At 66.7% G+C, this 19,298-nt stretch carries 20 protein-coding genes and 2 pseudogenes; 10 read left to right on the top strand and 12 right to left on the bottom strand.

All coding sequences use genetic code 11. The features are described from left to right. Window positions 1–100: 100 nt before the first annotated feature. Window positions 101–958: pseudogene (locus tag AB4Z47_RS15130) on the bottom strand (TerD family protein); the annotation flags it as partial. Between the two features lie 185 nt (window positions 959–1,143). On the opposite strand from AB4Z47_RS15130, the gene AB4Z47_RS15125 reads away from it, so the two are divergent. Further along, window positions 1,144–2,520, top strand: coding sequence for an MFS transporter (locus AB4Z47_RS15125; protein WP_441951301.1), 1,377 nt, complete (start codon window positions 1,144–1,146; stop codon window positions 2,518–2,520). Next, the gene (locus AB4Z47_RS15120; RefSeq protein ID WP_441951299.1) at window positions 2,510–2,929 is read left to right on the top strand and encodes a MarR family winged helix-turn-helix transcriptional regulator; all 420 of its coding nucleotides are present in this window, start codon (window positions 2,510–2,512) and stop codon (window positions 2,927–2,929) included. The genes AB4Z47_RS15125 and AB4Z47_RS15120 overlap by 11 nt, the downstream gene beginning before the upstream one ends. A 112-nt stretch (window positions 2,930–3,041) precedes the next feature. On the opposite strand, the gene AB4Z47_RS15115 is transcribed toward AB4Z47_RS15120, so the two are convergent. After that, window positions 3,042–3,722 (bottom strand): hypothetical protein, encoded by a 681-nt coding sequence (locus AB4Z47_RS15115; protein ID WP_441951298.1) that lies wholly within the window; start codon window positions 3,720–3,722, stop codon window positions 3,042–3,044. Window positions 3,723–3,821: 99 nt separating this feature from the next. Here AB4Z47_RS15115 and AB4Z47_RS15110 point away from each other — a divergent pair, with 99 nt between their 5' ends. The 5 genes from AB4Z47_RS15110 to AB4Z47_RS15090 all read left to right on the top strand — a co-directional run bounded on the left by AB4Z47_RS15110 (window position 3,822) and on the right by AB4Z47_RS15090 (window position 8,632). Further along, a complete protein-coding gene (locus AB4Z47_RS15110; protein WP_441951297.1) occupies window positions 3,822–4,964 on the top strand; it encodes an AI-2E family transporter in 1,143 nt (380 codons plus the stop codon). 96 nt (window positions 4,965–5,060) lie between these two features. After that, a complete protein-coding gene (locus AB4Z47_RS15105; RefSeq protein WP_441951295.1) occupies window positions 5,061–5,576 on the top strand; it encodes an OsmC family protein in 516 nt (171 codons plus the stop codon). Between the two features lie 47 nt (window positions 5,577–5,623). Then, a complete protein-coding gene (locus AB4Z47_RS15100) occupies window positions 5,624–6,922 on the top strand; it encodes a bifunctional o-acetylhomoserine/o-acetylserine sulfhydrylase (RefSeq protein WP_441951293.1) in 1,299 nt (432 codons plus the stop codon). A 427-nt stretch (window positions 6,923–7,349) separates the two neighbouring features. Then, on the top strand, window positions 7,350–8,234 hold the full coding sequence (locus AB4Z47_RS15095) for a hypothetical protein (protein ID WP_441951291.1): 885 nt from the start codon (window positions 7,350–7,352) through the stop codon (window positions 8,232–8,234). Between the two features lie 224 nt (window positions 8,235–8,458). Then, window positions 8,459–8,632 (top strand): CsbD family protein, encoded by a 174-nt coding sequence (locus AB4Z47_RS15090; RefSeq protein WP_441951290.1) that lies wholly within the window; start codon window positions 8,459–8,461, stop codon window positions 8,630–8,632. Between the two features lie 50 nt (window positions 8,633–8,682). On the opposite strand, the gene AB4Z47_RS15085 is transcribed toward AB4Z47_RS15090, so the two are convergent. From AB4Z47_RS15085 to AB4Z47_RS15060, 6 genes are all read right to left on the bottom strand, one after another. Next, complete coding sequence (locus tag AB4Z47_RS15085; RefSeq protein ID WP_441951288.1) at window positions 8,683–9,279, bottom strand: SanA/YdcF family protein; 597 nt, start codon at window positions 9,277–9,279, stop codon at window positions 8,683–8,685. A gap of 184 nt (window positions 9,280–9,463) precedes the next feature. Further along, complete coding sequence (locus AB4Z47_RS15080) at window positions 9,464–11,521, bottom strand: MMPL family transporter (RefSeq protein WP_441951287.1); 2,058 nt, start codon at window positions 11,519–11,521, stop codon at window positions 9,464–9,466. A gap of 215 nt (window positions 11,522–11,736) precedes the next feature. Further along, window positions 11,737–12,549, bottom strand: a complete 813-nt coding sequence (locus AB4Z47_RS15075) for an RNA polymerase sigma factor SigF (RefSeq protein WP_441951286.1) — start codon at window positions 12,547–12,549, stop codon at window positions 11,737–11,739. Beyond that, the gene (locus tag AB4Z47_RS15070; protein WP_441951284.1) at window positions 12,542–12,976 is read right to left on the bottom strand and encodes an ATP-binding protein; all 435 of its coding nucleotides are present in this window, start codon (window positions 12,974–12,976) and stop codon (window positions 12,542–12,544) included. Before AB4Z47_RS15070 ends, AB4Z47_RS15075 begins: the two co-directional genes overlap by 8 nt. A gap of 131 nt (window positions 12,977–13,107) precedes the next feature. Continuing rightward, window positions 13,108–13,578 carry a DUF4254 domain-containing protein gene (locus AB4Z47_RS15065; RefSeq protein WP_441951282.1) on the bottom strand — a complete coding sequence of 157 codons (471 nt, stop codon included), beginning with the start codon at window positions 13,576–13,578 and terminating at the stop codon, window positions 13,108–13,110. Window positions 13,579–13,694: 116 nt separating this feature from the next. Beyond that, window positions 13,695–14,120 (bottom strand): VOC family protein, encoded by a 426-nt coding sequence (locus AB4Z47_RS15060; RefSeq protein WP_441951280.1) that lies wholly within the window; start codon window positions 14,118–14,120, stop codon window positions 13,695–13,697. A gap of 152 nt (window positions 14,121–14,272) precedes the next feature. Here AB4Z47_RS15060 and AB4Z47_RS15055 point away from each other — a divergent pair, with 152 nt between their 5' ends. Continuing rightward, window positions 14,273–15,247, top strand: a complete 975-nt coding sequence (locus AB4Z47_RS15055) for a GlxA family transcriptional regulator (RefSeq protein ID WP_441951278.1) — start codon at window positions 14,273–14,275, stop codon at window positions 15,245–15,247. Window positions 15,248–15,525: 278 nt separating this feature from the next. Here AB4Z47_RS15055 and AB4Z47_RS15050 read toward each other — a convergent pair whose 3' ends face one another. From AB4Z47_RS15050 to AB4Z47_RS15040, 3 genes are all read right to left on the bottom strand, one after another. Further along, complete coding sequence (locus AB4Z47_RS15050; RefSeq protein WP_441951277.1) at window positions 15,526–16,059, bottom strand: DUF5994 family protein; 534 nt, start codon at window positions 16,057–16,059, stop codon at window positions 15,526–15,528. Then, a complete protein-coding gene (locus AB4Z47_RS15045) occupies window positions 16,056–17,363 on the bottom strand; it encodes a fatty acid desaturase family protein (protein WP_441951276.1) in 1,308 nt (435 codons plus the stop codon). The genes AB4Z47_RS15050 and AB4Z47_RS15045 overlap by 4 nt, the downstream gene beginning before the upstream one ends. A gap of 85 nt (window positions 17,364–17,448) precedes the next feature. Beyond that, window positions 17,449–17,622, bottom strand: a complete 174-nt coding sequence (locus tag AB4Z47_RS15040; protein ID WP_441951274.1) for a hypothetical protein — start codon at window positions 17,620–17,622, stop codon at window positions 17,449–17,451. A gap of 130 nt (window positions 17,623–17,752) precedes the next feature. On the opposite strand from AB4Z47_RS15040, the pseudogene AB4Z47_RS15035 reads away from it, so the two are divergent. Then, a pseudogene (locus AB4Z47_RS15035) lies at window positions 17,753–17,961 on the top strand (TetR/AcrR family transcriptional regulator); the annotation flags it as partial. Continuing rightward, complete coding sequence (locus AB4Z47_RS15030; protein WP_441951272.1) at window positions 17,958–18,461, top strand: DUF5994 family protein; 504 nt, start codon at window positions 17,958–17,960, stop codon at window positions 18,459–18,461. The pseudogene AB4Z47_RS15035 and the gene AB4Z47_RS15030, both read left to right, overlap by 4 nt. Window positions 18,462–18,471: 10 nt before the next feature. On the opposite strand, the gene AB4Z47_RS15025 is transcribed toward AB4Z47_RS15030, so the two are convergent. Continuing rightward, window positions 18,472–19,185: a TetR/AcrR family transcriptional regulator C-terminal domain-containing protein gene (locus AB4Z47_RS15025; RefSeq protein WP_441951271.1), complete on the bottom strand. Its 714-nt coding sequence runs from the start codon at window positions 19,183–19,185 to the stop codon at window positions 18,472–18,474. Between the last annotated feature and the right edge of the window lie 113 nt (window positions 19,186–19,298).

The following is a 19,298-nucleotide window of genomic DNA, read 5'->3' as shown; positions in this document are numbered from 1 at the left end:
GCACTGAGCAGAACTCTCGCACGGCTTCTCGCCATAACCCTGGTGGCGTCGAGTACGACCTGGCATCGCGACTTTTGAGGTGCAGGAAGGTCTGGGCCCATTCGTCGCCGTGTTCCACCTCGACATCGGGCAGCTTTGCGAAGAAGCGGGCGTAGAGGTACGCCTCCAGGGTGCCGTCATCATCGAGCTGAGTGGCGACCGGGATCATCCGCTGCATGACGCGATGCACCACCTGGTCGCGGTACTGCCGGTGTATGCTGCCGGTCTTGTCGATGACCAGCACGACGCGGGCGCGAATCCCGAAGGCGTCCTTGTCGATCAGGGCTTTCGCCACTTCCCGCTTGCGCAGATCCAGCTTCGCGCGCCTCGCCAAGGAGAGCTTCGCTTCACCCGGCACGGTGAAAACCTCGACCGAGCGAGCGGACCGGGACGCCGCTCCCGATTGCGGCGGCGCCGATGGGGCGCGGTCTGCGGGCTCCTCGTCCACCGTCACACCGTGATCGGTGACGAGCGCGGCGAATCCACCTGTACAGCGTTGACCGACCGCCCGCACCTTCCATGGCATGTTCCGCCGATACAACTCCAGCGCGATCACCACCGATTCGCTGTCGAACCCCTCGATTCGGTACTCGTACAACACCGTCCCCGCCGCGTCGGCCACCGTCGCCACCGCCGCCGCGAACCTGCCGAAGGTCGCCGTCGGATCGTCGAGCGTGAGCACCGCACGCAACTGCGCGATGCCCTCGGGCAGATCGGCGGGCGAAACCTCCAGCGTGGCAGGCCTTCCCGGCTGTAGCGACACGCCCGGCGCGCTCGGCTGATTGAAGAACACGAAGTGCGCGTCCGATCGCACCCGCCCGGCTTCGGTCAACAGCAGCGCCGACAGGTCGACCGCAGCCTCGGTTCGCACCGAAACCAGCACCCGATCGGCCCCCAGCGCCCCGTTCTGCCCCTTCACCAATGCAGCGCCCACCGAGACTCCCAGCCGAATCAGATCGAAATCGCTACCGCGACCAGCCTCAGCCTGGAACAGCACCCGACCCACCACTGACTTCCAGTTCGCCGGATCGAAGGACGACCTGCGATGCGAACCACATCGGTGCGCCCTTGCGCCGGTAACGATTATACTTTCACAATAGTTGTGTGAACACAACTATTGACCAGCTGACCGTTCGGCGCAAAACACTCGTATTGGCCACCTGTTGCCTGAGCCTGCTGATCGTGTCGATGGATGCGACGATCGTGAACGTCGCCATCCCGACGATCCGCGCCGACCTGCACGCTCCCTTCTCCCGCCTGCAGTGGATCGTCGACATCTACACGCTCACGCTCGCAAGCCTGCTCATGCTGTCCGGTGCCGCGGCGGACCGGTTCGGACGCCGCCGCGTCTTCCGGATCGGGCTGGCGACCTTCGCCGTCGGCTCGCTGCTGTGCAGTCTCGCCCCGACTGCCGAGCTGCTCATCGGAGCCAGGTTCGTCCAGGCCATCGGTGGTTCGATGCTCAACCCGGTGGCGATGTCGATCATCACCCAGGTCTTCACCGGCAGGGTGGAACGTGCCCGCGCCGTGGGCGTGTGGGGCGCAGTGGTCGGCGTCTCGATGGCGCTGGGGCCCATGGTCGGCGGCGTGCTGATCGATGCGCTCGGCTGGCAGGCGGTGTTCTGGATCAACCTGCCGATCTGCGTGCTCGCGCTGATCCTCACCACGATCTTCGTGCCGGAATCGCGGTCGGCGACGGTGCGCGGCATCGACCCGGTCGGTCAAGTGCTGGCGATCGTCTTCCTGTTCACTACCGTGTTCGGTCTGGTCGAGCGCGCGCCCGCGATCTTCGTGCTCGCCGCGCTCGCGGTCGCCGCGTTCCTGCGGCACGAATCCCGTCGCACGGATCCATTCATCGACCTGCGGTTCTTCCGCAGCGTCCCGTTCACCGCCGCGACGGTGATCGCGGTGTTCGCCTTCACCGGCCTCGGCGCGTTCCTGTTCACCTGTTCGCTGTATCTGCAGAACGTGCGGCACTATTCGGCGGTGCACACCGGCCTGCTCTACCTTGCGATGGCGATCGCGATGCTGATCTCCTCGCCGCTGTCCGGCCGCCTGGTCGGCCGGCACGGCACCCGGCCGTCCCTGCTCGCCGCCGGATTCGCCATGACGCTCGCCGCGCTCCTGCTCACCCGGCTCGAGCCCACCACTCCGGTGTGGGCGCTGATCGGGATGTTCGCGGTGTTCGGCGTCGGCTTCGGCATGGTGAACGCCCCGATCACCACCTCGGCGGTCAGCGGGATGCCGTTGGATCGCGCGGGCGCCGCCGCCGCGGTCGCCTCGACCAGCCGCCAGGTGGGCACGAGCATCGGTGTCGCGCTGTGCGGCGCGTTGACCGGCGCGAGCCTGTGGTGGGTGATCGCCACGTTCGCCACCGGGATCGCCATACTCGGCATTGCCTCGAATACTTTGTGGGCCAACCGGTCACGCGATCGCGTTGCTCCGCTCCTGGAACAGAAAGTCCCGATTCATGCCGGCTGACACCCCGACACCCGACGAGGTGTGGACGCTGCTCACCCATGTGGTGATGGACAGCCGCGATCAGTGGAAGCGTGCCGTCACCGAGCGAACCGGCTTGCCGTTCAGCCGGATTCGCGTCTTGCGCCGACTGCGTCCCGGGCCGATGACAGTCAAGGAACTGGCGCACGCCGCGGCCATCGATGCGCCCGCCGCCACCGTCACGGTGAATCACCTGGAGGGGCTGGGTTTAGTGGCCCGGGAGATCGATCCGGCCAACCGCAGGCAGAAGCAGGTCTCGATCACACCCGCCGGGCGCGCGGTTCTGGACACCGCCTTCGCCACCCCGGACCCCGCCCCCGCGTCGGTCACCGCCCTCTCGAACGAGGACCTGCGGGCACTGCAGGAGATCCTGGAAAAGCTTCAACACTGAGGACACGTATGGACTGAGGGGGTGACGCCACGCCCGTTCATCCACCAGAGAGCCGTGGCGCCTATCCGGCCGCCGTTGGTCTGCTCCGCAGCCGCTGCGCCCACTCCCCCGTTCACGCTCCGGCGAACTCACGATCGCCGTACCGCACAGTGGCGTAATCCCAAGTTCCGCCGATTTTTTCGACGAACAGCCGGGTCTGTTCCAGATCGGCGATGTCCGCGACCAGGATGAGAGTGTTCTCATCGGTGACCGAACCGCCGACCAGTCGCTCGCGCGCCAGCGGATCGGCGACCAGCCCGTCGTGGAACCGCCGCAGGTCGATGTCCGCGACCTCGACGGTGAACGCGTCGACCCCCGGCGCACCGGCGGCGCGGTGTTCGAACGTCAACACCGACTCCTGGCCGAACCGCACCCGCACCTGCTGCGCGATCCGTCCTAGGTCAGCACCGACGACGCAGGCCAGATGGAATTCGCGCGAGCGCTCGTAGGTCGCATGATGCCGCTCCCGCGACCAGAACACCCCACTTACCAACGTCGACCCCACTGGCAGCGCGACATTGCGCACCGCGACCGCATCGACCGCGACTTCGAAACCCTCCAGCCGATTCCGCAGCCGATGATCCGCCGGATCGGTGATCGTCTCGGTGTTGTCGGTGGCGAACAGCTCGGCGGTGGGGCGCAACGGGTCGCCCGCCACACATGCCCCAGGCGCGGCCTGCGCCACCCCGATACTCCCGACCGAGGACCCCATCAACACCACCGCGAAAACAGCCGCAAGCCGTGCTGCGATCATCCGTTCCTCCTCGATGGACAACTTCCCGACGAAAAACACCGCACCTTATCGCCAGGCTGGCCCCTGCTCGACCTCGCGACATCGTGCCAGACTTGGCCCGTGAGCGAACCGAACAAGAGCCAGGGACCGGGTGACCGCGCGCCACGGGATCGGGGCGACGTCATAGGCGCGGGCATCCTGTGGCTCGCCAAATGGGCGCTGTGTGTTGTCGCGATCGCGGCCGGCGCGTGGGTGCTCGGCTTCCTGGTCGCCAAGCTGTGGGTGGTGATCCTGCCGGTAGCGCTGGCGATCGTGGTCTCGACCGTGCTGTGGCCGCCGACGCGCTGGCTCACCGCCCACGGCCTACGGCCCGCCGCGGCAGCCTCGATCGCACTGCTCGGGTTCATCGGCCTGCTGGCCGGGGTCGTCGCGCTGATCGTGCCCTCGGTGGTGGACCAGGCACCCGAACTGGCGGACAAGTCGACCGAGGGTGTCAACCGGGTCCGTGACTGGCTGCAGGGTCCGCCGCTGAGAATCCGTGACGAACAACTGGATTCGGCGGTCGACGCGATCGTGTCCCGGCTGCGGTCGAGCTCCGAGCAGATCGCGACCGGCGTGTTCAGCGGCGTGAGCACCGCGACATCGATGCTCGTCGCCCTGTTCCTCGTGCTTGCGCTCACGTTCTTCTTCGTCAAGGACGGGCCGCGCTTCCTGCCGTGGCTGCACGTCGTGTCCGGCAGCCGCAGCGGCAAGCACCTGGCGGAGGTGCTGAACCGGATCTGGGTGGTACTCGGCGGGTTCATCCGCACCCAGGCGCTGGTCAGCCTGATCGATGCGGTGCTGATCGGGGCAGGTCTGGTGATCCTCGGGGTGCCGCTCGCACTGGTACTCGCGGTGATCACGTTCCTCGGCGGATTCGTCCCGATTGTCGGCGCGTTCGTCGCGGGCGCGCTCGCGGTGCTCGTCGCGCTCGTCGGCAATGGGGTCGGCACGGCGCTGATCGTGCTCGGCATCATCGTGGCCGTGCAGCAGCTCGAAGGCAATGTCCTGCAACCGGTATTGCAGAGCCGCAGCATGCGGCTGCACGCCGTCATCGTGCTGCTGGCGATCACCGCGGGTGGCTCGCTGTACGGCATCGTCGGCGCCTTCCTTGCGGTGCCGGTCGTCGCCATCGTCGCGGTCGTCGTGCGCTACATCGGTGAGCAGATCGACGCGGCGACCGCCATTGCGCCAGGACCCGAAACCGAACCCACTCCCGAATAGCGGCAAGATAATTGGGCGAGATCGACGCACCACTGTTCGACTCAGCCCGAGTGTAACTATCGCCGTCGCGAGGTGTCGTTCCTAGCGTCAGTGCATATGACAACCGACCTGCGCACGCCGCTCAACGACATCGCCGACGCCACGGCACGGGCTGTGGCGGACGACCCGGCGAACGCGCTGGTGGTGTTCCGCGCCTCCGGCACACCGGAGGGAACGGTGGGCAGCGCGGTCACTCTCCGCAAGCACACCGTTCAAGTGGACGAGCCGCCCACGCTCGGTGGCGTCGACACCGCGCCAAACCCCGTCGAGGTCTACCTGGCCTCGCTCATTGCCTGCCAGGTAGTGACCTACCGGTTCTGGGCTCAGCGGCTCGGCATCACGATCGATGACCTGGCGGTGACAGCAGAGGGAGATCTCGATGTACGCGGGTTCTTCGGTCTCGACGACACCGTCCGGCCAGGGTTCCAGGCGGTGCGCGTGACCGTGCGGGTCAGCGGGCCCGAGACCGAGCAGCGCTACGCCGAGCTCCAGCAGGCCGTCGACGCGCACTGCCCGGTCCTGGATCTCACCACCGGAGCCACTCCGGTGGACACGACCCTGATCACCGCCTAGCCGCTGCCCCAGCACGACCCGATCGCCATACGAAGGAGGACCTTTCGATGACCGAACCCGACCTGTCCGACAACTGGAGCTTCGAGACCAAGCAGATCCACGTCGGACAGATACCCGACGGCGCGACCAACGCCCGCGCGCTGCCGATCTACCAGACCACCTCGTACACCTTCCGCGACACCGCGCACGCCGCCGCGCTGTTCGGGCTGGCCGAGCCGGGCAACATCTACACCCGGATCATGAACCCCACCCAGGACGCGGTGGAACAGCGCATCGCCGCACTCGAAGGCGGTGTCGCCGCGCTGCTGCTGGCCTCCGGCCAGGCCGCGGAGACCTTCGCGATCCTCAACATCGCCGGAGCGGGCGACCACATCGTCTCCAGTCCACGGCTCTACGGCGGCACCTACAACCTGTTCCACTACTCGCTGCCCAAGCTCGGCATCGAGGTGAGCTTCGTCGAGGACCCGGACGACCTCGACCAGTGGCGCGCGGCGATCCGCCCGAACACCAGGGCGCTCTACGGCGAAACGGTGTCCAACCCGCAGAACCACATCCTCGACATTCCGGGGATCGCGGCCGTCGCGCACGACAACGGCGTTCCGCTGATCGTGGACAACACCGTCGCCACGCCGTACCTCATCGAGCCGCTTGCGCACGGCGCCGACATCGTCGTGCACTCGGCGACGAAGTATCTCGGCGGACACGGCGCGGCGATCGCGGGCGTCATCGTCGACGGCGGCACGTTCGACTGGACGAGCGGGCGATTCCCCGGCTTCACCACACCCGACCCGAGCTACCACGGCGTGGTCTACGCCGACCTGGGTGCGCCTGCCTATGCGCTCAAAGCGCGTGTACAGCTGCTGCGCGACCTCGGCTCGGCGGTCTCGCCGTTCAACGCGTTCCTGATCAGCCAGGGCATCGAGACGCTGAGCCTGCGCATCGAGCGTCATGTGCAGAACGCCCAGGCCGTGGCGGAGTTCCTTGCGACACGCGAGGAAGTGACCTCGGTGTCCTACGCGGGCCTGCCGTCGTCGCCGTGGTACGAGCGGGGCCGCAGCCTCGCGCCGAAGGGCGCCGGCGCGGTGATCGGCTTCGAGCTGGCCGGCGGCGTGGACGCGGGCAAGCGGTTCGTCGAGGCGCTGCGGCTGCACAGCCATGTGGCCAACATCGGCGACGTGCGCTCGCTGGTGATCCACCCTGCCTCCACCACCCACTCCCAGCTGACGCCGGAGGAACAGCTGGCCGCGGGCGTCACGCCGGGACTGGTCCGGCTCGCCGTCGGCATCGAGGGTATCGACGACATCCTCGCCGACCTTCGAGCCGGTTTCGCCGCGGCAGCTTCCTGACAGGTCGAGCCGTCCGAGCGGGCTCGGACGGCTCGACCGGCATCGGCCGGACGTTGCGGAACCGGAGTGCGGACGACCGCATCGTCCGGTCTCGCCGTCGAGCCGCCGACTGGTCAGGGGCTTTCGACGTGGACAGCGGGGGCGAGGACCCGTTTCGAGCTGGTTTTTCGAGTTCAGGGCCGAAAAGCAGCGGAAAAAACACTGCCATATCTGGTAATTGATACCTGAAATAAGTACTTCCGGCCGCGAAATGCGGCGTTACCGCGATGTGCTGCGGTTTCAGGTAAACGAATCGTCACACGAACCCATGCCTTGACCGACCGAAAAGTCCGACCGGAAAAGAATTCATTGCGATCTCGCATCCAGAAGACGCCGCAGATCCGAACTAGAAAGGTAGGTAGGAACCCCGGTTCGAAATGAGGTAAGCATGGGCACAAAACCGCCCGGAACATCTGTTCATCCCTTCTACCGTCGCGCCGCCTCCCTCGTCGTCGCGGGGGCGATCCCACTCTCGGTGACCGTGGCCGGAGCCGCGACCGCCGCGGCCGATCCACTAGCACCCGGCATCACCATTCAGATCCCTTTCGGACGGGTACCCGCCATCGCCGCGGTCCCAGCCGCCGATCCCGCCGATCCCGGCTCCGTACCCGGTGACGCCGCCATACCTCCGGCACCTCCGCCACCACATCCTGAGCCTCCGGAACGCACTCCGGAATCTCCTGCACCGCCGGAACACCCTGCGTCGACCGGCCGCAACGATATGAGCACCACCCGGCCGATGCCGGACCCCGGCAAGCTCGCGCCCATCGATCCCCAGCGCCTACATTTCCCCAACCCTCTCACCCCCGCTCCTTCGGTCGCACTGATCGAAGCCCCCGAGGGCACGCTGCGCGTCGGCAGCCTCGTGATCGGCAGGCCGGACTGGTTGAGCCGCGAACAGGGCAAGCAATTCAACGACGCGATCGCGGGCTCGGAAGCGGGCATGGCGCAGTCCTTGGATTCGGCAGGCTTCGAGCCATCGCGCTCTGACCGGATCGCCGCCGACGTACTCGGCGCCACCACGATCGGCGCGTCGGTAGGCAGCATCGTGGCAGCCCCGGTCGCCTCGATCGGAGCGGCTATCGGCGCGGTCTGCGGCGCTATCGCCGGCATACCGATGTTCCCGACCGGAACGGTGGCTACCACCATTTTCGGCGCCGCTATCGGCTATGCGTTCGTCGCTTCCCCTGCCATCGCTGTCGGCGCGGCTGTCGGCGCGGCGGTCGGCGTTGCCGAAGGCCTTCTCATGCCACCAACGGTTCCGGCCGGATAACCCAACTTCCCGGCAAGAATCCGCAGGACAAAACGCAAACACGCGGAGTCGATGCCACCAGGATCCATTTCATGAGCGCACGATTCAACCAGGAAGACCCGGTTTCGACCGGGTCTTCCTGGTTGTGGTGAAAGCACCGCACGTTTGGCCCCTCTGTGACGGGTTATGGCCCAGAAGACCGGCTGGATATGGCAAGCCGGTCACGGCACCAAGGAGGTTGTGACATGGGCACAGTCGACAAGGCGAAGAACAAGGCCCAAAATCTCGCCGGCAAGGCCAAAGAAAAGGTCGGCGAGACGACAGACGACCGGGAAAAGCAGAACGAGGGCCGCGCCGATCAAGCGAAGTCCGACGTCAAGGACGCGGGCGAGAAGGTCAAGGACGCCTTCCGCCACTGACCGAGCACGGCTGCCGGACGGAGCGGATGGCCGCACGCCGGCCATCCGCTTCAGTTACGCAAAACCGCTTTCGGCGCGGCAACCCATTCCCGAATAGTGTTACGGAACTTCGTCACCCTACGCGCTTCGCAGGCGGCAACCACTCCGTCGGCGTCGATGCCCGCCGCCCGACACAGTGCCACCGCGCGCGGGAGATGCCGCCGCTGGGTGACGATGATCGCGCGATCGATGCCGAACAGTTGTTTCGCTCGCAGGCAGGTCGCCCACGTCGACAGTCCTGCTCCATCAGCGCGGATGAGCGCCGGGTCGACGCCGCGTTTCACGAGATAGCTTGTCATCGAGTCGATTTCATCGCCCGAGGTGCCCGCCGCCGCTCCGGACACCAGAATCTCCCCGGCCCGGCCTGCGTGCACCAGTTCGATTGCGGCGTCCAGCCGCCCACGCAGATACGCCATCGGCGAACCATCCGGGGCGACCTTCGCTCCGGGCACGATCACCACGGGAGCGCTCGGCGCCTCCGGGGCGGCGAATCGGTGCCCGGACGAGAGCCGCCACAACCGCAGGTTCGACCCGATGACCAGAAGGGCCGGCACCATCGCGCCGCCGCTGACGAGCACCCACCGTCGACGTGCTCCCCCACCGGCCATGCGCCCTCCCCGTGTCTCGTCATCGGTTCGCGGCGCTCGTGGGAAGCACCGCGCCGCACCGACAATACGCAGCTCACGACAACACGGATTCCCGCTGGTTCCACCTTGTCCAGCTGTGCTGGTCACGTCGATCTACGCGACGTGTGCACCGATCGCGACCCGGCTGGTCACCGGCCGGCCGTAGTCAGCTGTCCTCCTCGACGCGCCACAGGTCGCTCGGCCACCAGATGCTCCGCCCGATCAGACTGAACAGCGCCGGGATGACCACGGTGCGGACGACGAACGTGTCGAGCAGGATGCCGAGGCCGACCACGATGCCGATCTGGGTGAGCGTGATCAGCGGCAGCACACTGAGCACACAGAAGACCGCGGCCAGCACGATACCTGCGCTGGTGATCACCGCGCCGGTCGCCGACACCGCGCGGACCATGCCCTGGGTGGTGCCGTGCCACAACGTCTCCTCCCGGGCCCTGGTAACCAGAAAGATCGTGTAGTCGACCCCGAGTGCGACCAGGAACAGGAACGCGAACAGCGGAACGCTGATGTCCAGCGCGGAAAATCCGAACACGTCCTCGCTGATCCAGCTGCCGAGACCGAGCGCAGCCAGCGCACTCAGCACAGTGACCGCGACCAGCAGCAGTGAGCCCGGCACCGCACGCAGCAGCGCGAGCAGCACCACGAGCACCACGGCGAGGACCAACGGAATTATCACCATCCGGTCCCGGCTCGCGGCGGATTGGATATCCAGCGCCTGCGCGTCTGTGCCACCGACGAGCGCGTCGGCCCCCGACACCTGATCGACCGAGGCGCGCAGCGCTTCGATCGTGTCGAGCGCCCGCGCGGAGGCCGGTGGCGCATCGATCACGACCGCCCACCGGCTCAGCCCGGTCGGCGAGGTACCTGTCCGCCACGTCTGTACCACGCCATCGGTCCGGTGGAAGGCTTCCTCGACACCCGCGGACGAGCCGCTCCGGGCGAGCACGATGGCGGGATCGGACGCGCCGGGCGGGAAATGCTGCGCGAGCGTGTCGAAACCCACCACGGACTCAGCGCGGACGCGGAACTGTTCGATCTGTGGAAGTCCGACCTGCACGGTCAGCAAACCTGCCGCACACACGGCGAGCACCGCTATCGCACACCCGGCGACCACCGCGGGCCTGCGCACCACTCCAGCGGCGACGGTGTGCCAGATCCCCTCGTACATGATGTCGCGGTCATCCACGCGTGGCACGAACGGCCAGAACACATTCCGCCCGCACGACGCGAGCGCGGCGGGCAGCACCAGCAGGACGAACACGACGGCCACGAGCAGGCCCGCCGAGGCCATGGTGCCGAGGCTGCGCGTGCTGGGCAGTGCGGCGAGCAGCAGCACGAGCAGCGCCGCGACCACCGTCACGTTGCTCGCCAGAATCGCGGGTCCGGCCCGACGCACCGCCTGCCGCAACGCCGCCCGGTGATCCGATTCCCGGTGCAGCTCATCGCGATAGCGCGACACCAGCAGCAGCGCGTAGTTGGTTCCCGCGCCGAACACAAGCACGCTCGTGATACCGGAGGTCGAGCCGTCGAAGGTCAGTCCGGTGAGGTCGGCCAGGCCGGTTCCGACGCCGGTGGCCACCCGGTCGGCCGCGCCGACCACGGCCAGCGGCACCACCCACAGAACTGGAGAACGATAGGTCGCGATCAGCAGCACCGCGACCACAGCCGCGGTCGCCACCAGCAGGAGGACGTTGGCGTCGGAGAACGAATCCGCGACATCGGCTCCGAACGCGGGACCGCCGGTGACCTGCAGGATCAGCCCGTCGGGCAGCTCGTCCGTCGCCGCGGTCCGGATGTCCTCGACGCGGTCGGTCAGGGCGAAGCCAGTCAGCTCGGCAGACACCGGCACCTGACCGATCGCCGCTTTCCGATCCGGCGAGGTGATGATGGGCCCCGCGGACGGCTGTCCGGCGGCGCGGGCCGTCGCCGCGGCCGTGGCGGCACGGTCGTCATCGGTCAGATCGCCGCCGTCGGCGCGGGTGACGACCACGATCGCGGCGTACGAGCCCGCGTCCGGAAACTCGGCCAGCGCCTGCTCGACCCGCGCGGACTGCGCCGACGCCGGCAGCGACACGGGCGCCTGCCCGGCTGCTTTGTTCTCCCCCACGGCGGCGATCAGCCCCAGCGATACGGCGACGATCACCAGCAACAGCACCCAGGACTTGCGGGCGGTCACCAGCGACGCGTACCGATCCCAAGCATTCACCTGGCAACCCTCTCAGCTTCTGAAATATCAAGCAATCGAGACACTCGCCTGCTGGCGCCGTGTGGGAACGGACGCGATGTCGACCGACAAACCAGCCACGCCGAAGCCGGTGTATCGCTACGACCTGCTGGCACAGCCGTACCAGATGTCCACAACGCGCTGCTCGGTCAGTGCGAGGACGGGGCTCGAGCATCTCGGCCGAGACAGCTTGTACGTCAGTCTCGTAGAGCCTGCTCGCGCAACGATTTCAACGTCTTGGACAGAATGCGCGACACCTGCATCTGCGAACAACCGATCCGCTGGGCGATCTGCTCCTGGGACATGGAATCGAAGAAGCGCATCACGAGCACCTGCTTCTCACGTTCCGGCAATGCGGCGAGCAGCGGTTTCACCGCCAGGTAGTTCTCGACGGTGCCGAAGTCGGGGTCCTCGGCGCCGAGGGTGTCCAGCAGGGAGAAGCCGCCCGACTCCGCCCCATCGGTGTCGGACGCGGCGTCGATCGAAGAGGTTTGATAGGCGTTGCGGGCGATGAGTGCCTGGGTCACCTCGTTCAGGTCGGCGTCCAACTCCTCGGCGATCTCCCGCGCCCGAGGCATGCGGCCGAGCCGCTGCGACAGAATCTCCACCGTGGGACCGATCGTGGACTGGATTTCCTTGAGCCGCCGCGGAACTCGCACCGACCACGCGTAGTCGCGGAAATGCCGCCGGACCTCGCCCATGATCGTCGGCACGGCGAACGACAGAAATGTGGAACCGTGTTGAGGATCGAACCGGTCGACCGCGGCGAGCATGCCCACCCTCGCGATCTGCAGCAGATCCTCGAAGCTCTCTCCGCGACCACTGAACTTCCGTGCGATGTGCTCGGCCAGCGGCAGACACCGCCCGATCAGTTCCGCGCGCACCGTCTCCCGGCGCGGATCGTCCGCGGTCAGGGCGGCCAGCTCCGCGAACAGCGGTTCGATGTTGTCGTAGCTGTCTCCTCTACCCGGCTTCCGCCGGGAAGCACCCGAATTCGGCTCGCTACTCATTCGAGCCGCCGCGGACCCAGCGGAAGTCGACGACAGTCGGGTAGCCGCCAACAGCGGCATCGTAGGCATCCTGCGACGTGGCGACCGAGTCGGTCAGCGTCGCCACGATATGCCAGCCGAAGCTGGTCTCGTCCGGGCTGGAGTCCGACACCGCGACCGAGGCAACTCGCACCTGCACCGCTTCGTCGTCGAAGGAGAACGCACAGTCGATCACCGACCCCTCCACCGCGTCCAGCATCAGCGCGCTCGCGACCTCGTCCAGGGCGAGTCGGATATCGGTCACCTCATCGATGCCGAAATCGGCCATGAGCGTGACGGTTTCGGCCAAGGCACGCAACATCGCCAACTGCTCCGACTCGGCGGGCACCTGTACGCTGATCGTCCCGGTCCTCGTCGTAGCGGGAGGAGTCCCCTCACTCATGCTCATGCACCGCTCCCAGAAGTCGCACCGTCGGTCGGAGCGACCAGCCTACGCCCTCTCGCCCGCCGGTCCGAAGGGACATGGCACGGGACGAGCATGTTGCACGACGGGTCGGGTGGCGAGCGGGCGGCAGGACCTCAGCCGCCGCCGACAGTAGCCGGCGGCAGACAACGGCGACCATCCCCGACCTGTTCGACCAAGTCGCCGTAGGCGATCTCCATTTCGGCCAGCCGGGTCCACTCCGCATGCATTCGGTCGCCGCCTGGATCGTCGTGCATCAACAGGTGAAATGCCCGGTCCGCCACGGCCGCGATCCGATCGATCACCTCGCCCAGGCTCGCGTCGTGTAGACGTGCGCCCACCGCCGGGCACGGCAGGTGCAGCGTCGCCCACGTATTGATCCGATCGACCAATTCGGCGCGGAGGTTATCGATTTCGACACTGTGCCGCCGGTCGGCGCGTCTGCGTCCGTGCAACTCGGTCAGTTCGCGGGCCCATCGGCCCACCGGTCCGTCCACATGCTGGCCGCCCAGCGCGCACAGCAGGGTGCTCGGGCTCGGCAACGCCGAACCGGTCGCTCTTCCCTTTTGCGCACGCTGGACGAGCATCGGCCTACCTCCTCGGCACAACCACACCGATTCCGCGGCCGGTCGTCAGGGCCTTCATCAGAACGTTCATTCCGGGTCGTTCACGCTTGGGTCGGCGCCATCCGGTGACGGGGCCGTCACAGTGGCGAGGTGAGTTCGAGATGGATGCCGTCCGGATCGAAAAACGCCAAGATCGCGATGCCGAAATCCGCCATCTCGGTGATCTCGCCGTGTTCTACTCCGGCCGCGGCCAGACGGGCGGCCGCCGCGACCAAATCGTCGCGGGACGGGACGGTGAAGCTGAGATGGTCGAGCCCGACGCGGTCGGCATCGAAGCGATCCGTCGCCGGCGCCACCGGGCGCAGGCCGAGCAACATCCCGTTGGCCTGGAACACCACCCCGCCGAAGAGCTGGAAAGGGTCATTGCGCACCACAGGGTCGTCGGGGCTGCCCGGAGACTCGGCGGCGATCGGGAATCCGAGGACATCCCCGTAGAACGCTCGGGACCGAACGATGTCGGTCACCGTCAACCGGACGTGGTGAGTGCCGGTTGTTTCGATCATGGTCACGCAAACTCCCCAGGTGAAGAGGTACGACGGGCAGGGCGGCTCGGCACCGGCCCACGAGGCCGGTGCCGAGCCGTGTCCGATGACAGTAGGACAGATTCCGACCAAAACGGAGTGTCGCAAACGACATGTTCGGTACTGTTTCCGACATGGACGTCGCTGTCTTCGTCGTGGACGGCGTTGCCGATTTCGGATTCGCCGCCCTCCTGGAGACCTTCAGCACCGCAAACGCCGTGCGATCCGAACTCGCCGACCCGCCGCAGCCGTGGCGGGTCCGAACCGTGTCGTTCAAGGCCGCCATACGCTCCGGCAACGGCTACACCGTGCCGACGATTCCACTCGACGAACTCGGCGACGAGTTCGACCTGATGATCGTGCCCGCGGTGAACGTGCTGGCAGCCGACGCGCTGATCGAACTCGTCTCCGCGCGGGCCAGTCGCCCCGTACTCGATCGCTTGGTCGCCGCGCGGGACCGAGGTGTGCACCTCGCCGGCGCGTGCACCGGAACGTTCTTCCTGGCCGAGGCCGGAGTGCTGGACGGCTCACCCGCGACCACGAGTTGGTGGCTCGGCCCGGCCTTTCGCCGCCGCTACCCCCGCGTCGAGCTGAACGAGGGGCGGACGCTGTGCCGCGGCCGTGGCGTCATCACCGCGGGCGCCTCGCTGTCGCACATGGACCTGGCCCTGTCGATGATCGCCGCGAGGAGCCCCGCGCTGGCCGAGCGCTCGATGCGCTACCTGGCGGTCGGTGCCGGGCGACCGCAGCGCGAGTTCATCGTTCCCGAGGTCGTCGCCAGAGGGGATTCGATGACCGCCGCATTCGAACGGTGGGTTCGCGACCATCTCACCGAGAACTTCCGAATTTCACACGCCGCCAAGGCCATCGGTGTCACCGAACGAAGCCTGCAGCGCGCCACCCATTCCGAACTCGGCATGTCTCCCAGCGAATTCGCGCACGATATCCGGCTGGAGCGGGCAATGCACCTGCTGCGCACCACCTCGCTCACCGTGGACGCGGTCGCGGCCAAGGTCGGCTACCTCAACGCCGGCACCCTGCGCAGCCTGTTCCGACGCCGCCGGGGCATGTCGATCTCCGAGATCCGGACGACCCGCCTCTCGTACTGACCCGCCCGCGCCCGCTTCGCGCGGCGCTGCACCGAACTCGTCGGGGAACCACCGATGACCTATATGACCAGCTGGCGCATCGCCCTCGCCGCCGACCGCCTGCGCCGTACCGACGACACCCTCGGCGTAATCGCGTGCCGAGTCGGCTACGCCCGGGTCGATGGCGTACGGCCCGGCGAATTCCGGCTCGGAGGTACCGAACGGACGCGACCGACACTGTGGTGGCCGAAAGTGCTGCGCGGCAACGAAACCCGCGCCTCAGCACACCGATCTCATGGTCAATGCTCCGCGCCGCCTTCGGAAACCCAACGTTGCACGGCGGCGGCTCGTTCGGTGCGGTCGCTGCGCTCATGTCTACCGATCATCAGCAGCTCGTCGACCGACGATTCGTCATTCGTGGCGGACGCGGATGTCATCGTCGCGAACGCGTCGTGCGCGTCGGTGTATGGCGGGACCACGAGCAGGACCAGCCTGCGATCCTTCACACCGAGCATTTCGACGGTGTGAGCAGTCCCGTATCGATATCCGGCGCATCGCACCGTCCGGCCGGCAACGACGAGTTCGCTGGGCGTTCCCGCCCATTCGCCGAGCGGGTACGCCACATGATGGACCGGGCCGATCCGGGCAGCCAGGACCGCGAGTAGCGCCGGAAGTTCACGCACCAGTTCATCACTATGCGGCCACCACGCTCCGTCGACGTAGCCGGTCTTCGGTGTTGTGTAACCGGTTTTCGATGTCAGCGGCTTCAACTGCACTCGCGGTGCGAGGTCGCCGTGCGACCGAATTCCGGCGCGGGTATCGGATTGCTTCATGGCCGGCGCGCCTGTCTCGGCCCCGAATCGGCCGACTCGATTCGGATCAGGCGATGACGCGACATGATCGCGCGCGATGTGACGCCTATATGTCGCCCGTACCGGCTACGGCCCGCCCGGTGTAACGCTGTGCGCAACCCGCTTCGTCCGAGTGAGCGGTGGGTATCGGATGCTTCGACGCCGTAGAACTTGCGTTCCGAAGCAGTCTCGGGTGCGTCGTCGGAGGTGGCGATCAGGAAACTGTCCGGAAGGGCCAGTTTGTGAATGGTGCGCAGGGTCAGCAGGTACTGGCGAAGTAAAGACCCGGAGGTGTACGGCAGGTCGTATTTGTCGCACAGTGCCCGCACTCGAACGGCGATCTCGGCGTAGCGGTTGCTGGGCAGGTCGGGGAAAAGGTGGTGCTCGATCTGGTAGCAGAGGTTCCCACTGAGGAAGGCGAGTAGCGGACCCGCGGAGAAATTCGCGGTGCCCAGCATCTGCCGCAGGTACCACTCGGGTTTGGTTTCGTACTCCACGACGGTGGGTGCGAACTTCTCTGCGCCATCGGGGAAATGACCGCAGAAGATCACCCGATACGCCCACAGATTGCGCATGATGTTGGCACTCACGTTCGCGGCAATCGTTCGCCGCCAGCGTCGCCCACTGAACGCGGGGAACAGCACATAATCCTTGCCGGTCTGCCGCGCGATCTTCTTGACCAACGCCCTGATCTGGGCGGATTTCTGCGCGGGGGTCGCGGCACGGTCGCGTTCGGAGTACAGGTCGTGCAGCGCGATACCCCACTCGAAGGTGGCCGCCAGCAACAGATTCTGTAGCGGCTGTAGCAGGTGTGCTGGTCGCCATCGCTCGTCACGGGTCACGCGGATGACGCCGAACCCGATGTCCTCGTCCATCCCGAGAACGTTCGTGAAGACATGGTGGCGGTAGTTGTGCGCATAGCGCCACTGCGACGACAAGCCCGCCATGTCCCACTCCCACGTGCTGGAGTGGATTTCCGGATCGTTCATCCAGTCCCATTGGCCGTGGCAGACGTTATGACCGAGCTCCATGTTCTCGATGCTCTTCGCCGTCGCCAACCCCGCCGCGCCCAGGAGCCAACTGGTCCTGGTCCGGCCGATACAGATCGTCAACCTCGCCGCGGCGTCGAGTATCCGGTGAAACGCGATCGTGCGGCGGATGTACGTCGCATCCCGCACACCGCGCTGATCCAGAATGTCCTGTCGAATCGCGTCGAGCTCACGCCCGAGCGCCTCGATATCGGCCGCGGTCAAATGCGCGTACACAGCGACTTGCGTGATGGCCATGCTTCATGTCCCCAGTTCCTGAGTGTTGGCCGAATGACCGGCGGATGGATTCGGCGACGCTGCCGCTGGTCGTGTCGAGGACAGGTCAGCGGTGAAACACACCTCGCAGCTTGCCCATGGCTTGTTCGAGGGTGTCGCGAGCCGGCCTGCCGCCACTGTCGGTGCGGCGACGGCTGTCTTCGTCGGTCCTGGCAAGAAGCTTCTGCGTACTCGCCCACACTGCCCGCAACCAGTGCGCGATCTTGTTCTCGATGGTCATCGGCGTAATCCCACCTCCGCACGTTCCTGCGACTGAGCTGCCGGAACGAAGCAGTACATCCACAGCATATGACCTAGATACATCGTATGTCTACAGTGTAGTATTGACTTGTTGACAAAGTGCGCCGAACGTGGATAAACCCGAAGAGACCGACGGAGTGCTGCGCCTGGGTCTGCACCGGCTGCCGATCGGCGAATTCCCCTGCTCCGCGAACTCGCACCGGCGCTGGCCGCCTACGACGCCGCCGAACTGGAACGCGGCCTCGACATCCTGATCGCCGGACTCGGCAAGACCATGACACCGGCCGTTACGCGGCCGAGACGGGAGCGGCGACCATGACGCCACTGCAGACCACAACCGATGCCGGTCGGCGGTCGGCGCCCATACGGCGGCCGACGCTGCTGCTCGCGCCCGGAACGATCGGAAACACGTCCACCGACGGGACTTGGTGGCCGTACAGCCGTGACCTGAGCGCCGAGCTCCCGGACCTGCTCGCAGCGCTCGGGAATCGACTCGGTCCCATTCATCGAGTGGTCTACCACCTCGACGAATGGGACACCGCGCCGAGGAAACTCCAGAATGCCGGACGTCGGGTGCGACTCGATGGCTACCGGCACAAGCCGTCCCGCACCCTCGACATCCTCGGGGTCGGCGGCACCAGAATTACCGTGCTGGTGAGTCCCCCGCGCACCGATGCCGACTCTGCGCGCGCGAGCATGATGGATACGGCCAACCCACACGGCACACCGACCACCGGCGATCCACTGGGTGTCGCCGACATCGAAACCATTGGTGCACAACAGTGTTGGGATTCCGAAGGCGGAGCTGGAGCACGCTGAGCCGGTGCGGTCAACTGTGTCGGCCGAGCAGTGTGGAGGCGAGTCCGGTGAGCAGGAGGTCGAGACCGCGTTCCAGTTCGGCGGCGCCGTCGTAGGCGGCCAGCGCCGGTGCGAGTTCGCGGAGCAGGGGGAATTCGCCGATCGGCAGCCGGTGCAGACCCAGGCGCAGCACTTCGTCGGTCTCTTCGGGCTTCTCCACGATTTCCTGCAACTCGTTGAGGATATGTCCGTAGAGGAACCCGAACAGCGCGCGATAGATGTGCAGCGCGTCGACTCCTGAGAAGCCGGCGCGAGTCAGTAGCGCGAGAGTGTCTTCCAACGGCCGAACCACGGACCGGGGCCGCAGCCCCAAAGGCGTCGACAGCGGCCGGGTCACCAACAATGGAACCACCTTCGGATGGGCCAGTGCCAGCCTGCGGAAATCGCGCGCGACAACCCTCAACTGTCCAGCCCAGTCCGCATCGGTCGCATCTACCGACAACTGCGCGAACACGATCTCCGCGACACCGTCGAGCACAGCGGCCTTGTTCGGCACATGCCGATAGATCACCATCGGATCCCGACCCACCGCGTCGGCCAGTCGCCGCATCGACAAACCGTCGACCCCGTCACGATCGACGATCTCCAGTGCCGCGGCCAAGACCGCAGCCCTGGTGACCGGATTGTCGCCCCGGCGGTGGGTTCCGGTTCGGGCATGCGCGCGGTCGACCGGCGGTTGGGCCATGGCGGAACGGTCTCCATCCCTGTGAGCTGCATGTAGATATGTAGTGTAGTCCTACGACGTTGACATGCCGGTCCGAACGGCATCTACTGAAGCGAGACAGAGATCGGCGGCAC

It is taken from the genome of Nocardia sp. 2TAF39 (assembly GCF_052114905.1).
GTDB lineage: Bacteria > Actinomycetota > Actinomycetes > Mycobacteriales > Mycobacteriaceae > Nocardia.
This window is presented reverse-complemented; position numbering and strand designations above follow the sequence as displayed.

Excerpts from the sequence above, each read along its gene's own strand:
- AB4Z47_RS15120 (WP_441951299.1), top strand. The coding sequence starts at position 2,510 with ATGCCGGCTGACACCCCGACACCCGACGAGGTGTGGACGCTGCTCACC.
- AB4Z47_RS15115 (WP_441951298.1), bottom strand. The coding sequence starts at position 3,722 with ATGATCGCAGCACGGCTTGCGGCTGTTTTCGCGGTGGTGTTGATGGGG.
- AB4Z47_RS15105 (WP_441951295.1), top strand. The coding sequence starts at position 5,061 with ATGACAACCGACCTGCGCACGCCGCTCAACGACATCGCCGACGCCACG.
- AB4Z47_RS15100 (WP_441951293.1), top strand. The coding sequence starts at position 5,624 with ATGACCGAACCCGACCTGTCCGACAACTGGAGCTTCGAGACCAAGCAG.
- AB4Z47_RS15095 (WP_441951291.1), top strand. The coding sequence starts at position 7,350 with ATGGGCACAAAACCGCCCGGAACATCTGTTCATCCCTTCTACCGTCGC.
- AB4Z47_RS15090 (WP_441951290.1), top strand. The coding sequence starts at position 8,459 with ATGGGCACAGTCGACAAGGCGAAGAACAAGGCCCAAAATCTCGCCGGC.
- AB4Z47_RS15085 (WP_441951288.1), bottom strand. The coding sequence starts at position 9,279 with ATGGCCGGTGGGGGAGCACGTCGACGGTGGGTGCTCGTCAGCGGCGGC.
- AB4Z47_RS15075 (WP_441951286.1), bottom strand. The coding sequence starts at position 12,549 with ATGAGTAGCGAGCCGAATTCGGGTGCTTCCCGGCGGAAGCCGGGTAGA.
- AB4Z47_RS15070 (WP_441951284.1), bottom strand. The coding sequence starts at position 12,976 with ATGAGCATGAGTGAGGGGACTCCTCCCGCTACGACGAGGACCGGGACG.
- AB4Z47_RS15065 (WP_441951282.1), bottom strand. The coding sequence starts at position 13,578 with ATGCTCGTCCAGCGTGCGCAAAAGGGAAGAGCGACCGGTTCGGCGTTG.
- AB4Z47_RS15060 (WP_441951280.1), bottom strand. The coding sequence starts at position 14,120 with ATGATCGAAACAACCGGCACTCACCACGTCCGGTTGACGGTGACCGAC.
- AB4Z47_RS15055 (WP_441951278.1), top strand. The coding sequence starts at position 14,273 with ATGGACGTCGCTGTCTTCGTCGTGGACGGCGTTGCCGATTTCGGATTC.
- AB4Z47_RS15050 (WP_441951277.1), bottom strand. The coding sequence starts at position 16,059 with ATGAAGCAATCCGATACCCGCGCCGGAATTCGGTCGCACGGCGACCTC.
- AB4Z47_RS15045 (WP_441951276.1), bottom strand. The coding sequence starts at position 17,363 with ATGGCCATCACGCAAGTCGCTGTGTACGCGCATTTGACCGCGGCCGAT.
- AB4Z47_RS15040 (WP_441951274.1), bottom strand. The coding sequence starts at position 17,622 with ATGACCATCGAGAACAAGATCGCGCACTGGTTGCGGGCAGTGTGGGCG.
- AB4Z47_RS15030 (WP_441951272.1), top strand. The coding sequence starts at position 17,958 with ATGACGCCACTGCAGACCACAACCGATGCCGGTCGGCGGTCGGCGCCC.
- AB4Z47_RS15025 (WP_441951271.1), bottom strand. The coding sequence starts at position 19,185 with ATGGCCCAACCGCCGGTCGACCGCGCGCATGCCCGAACCGGAACCCAC.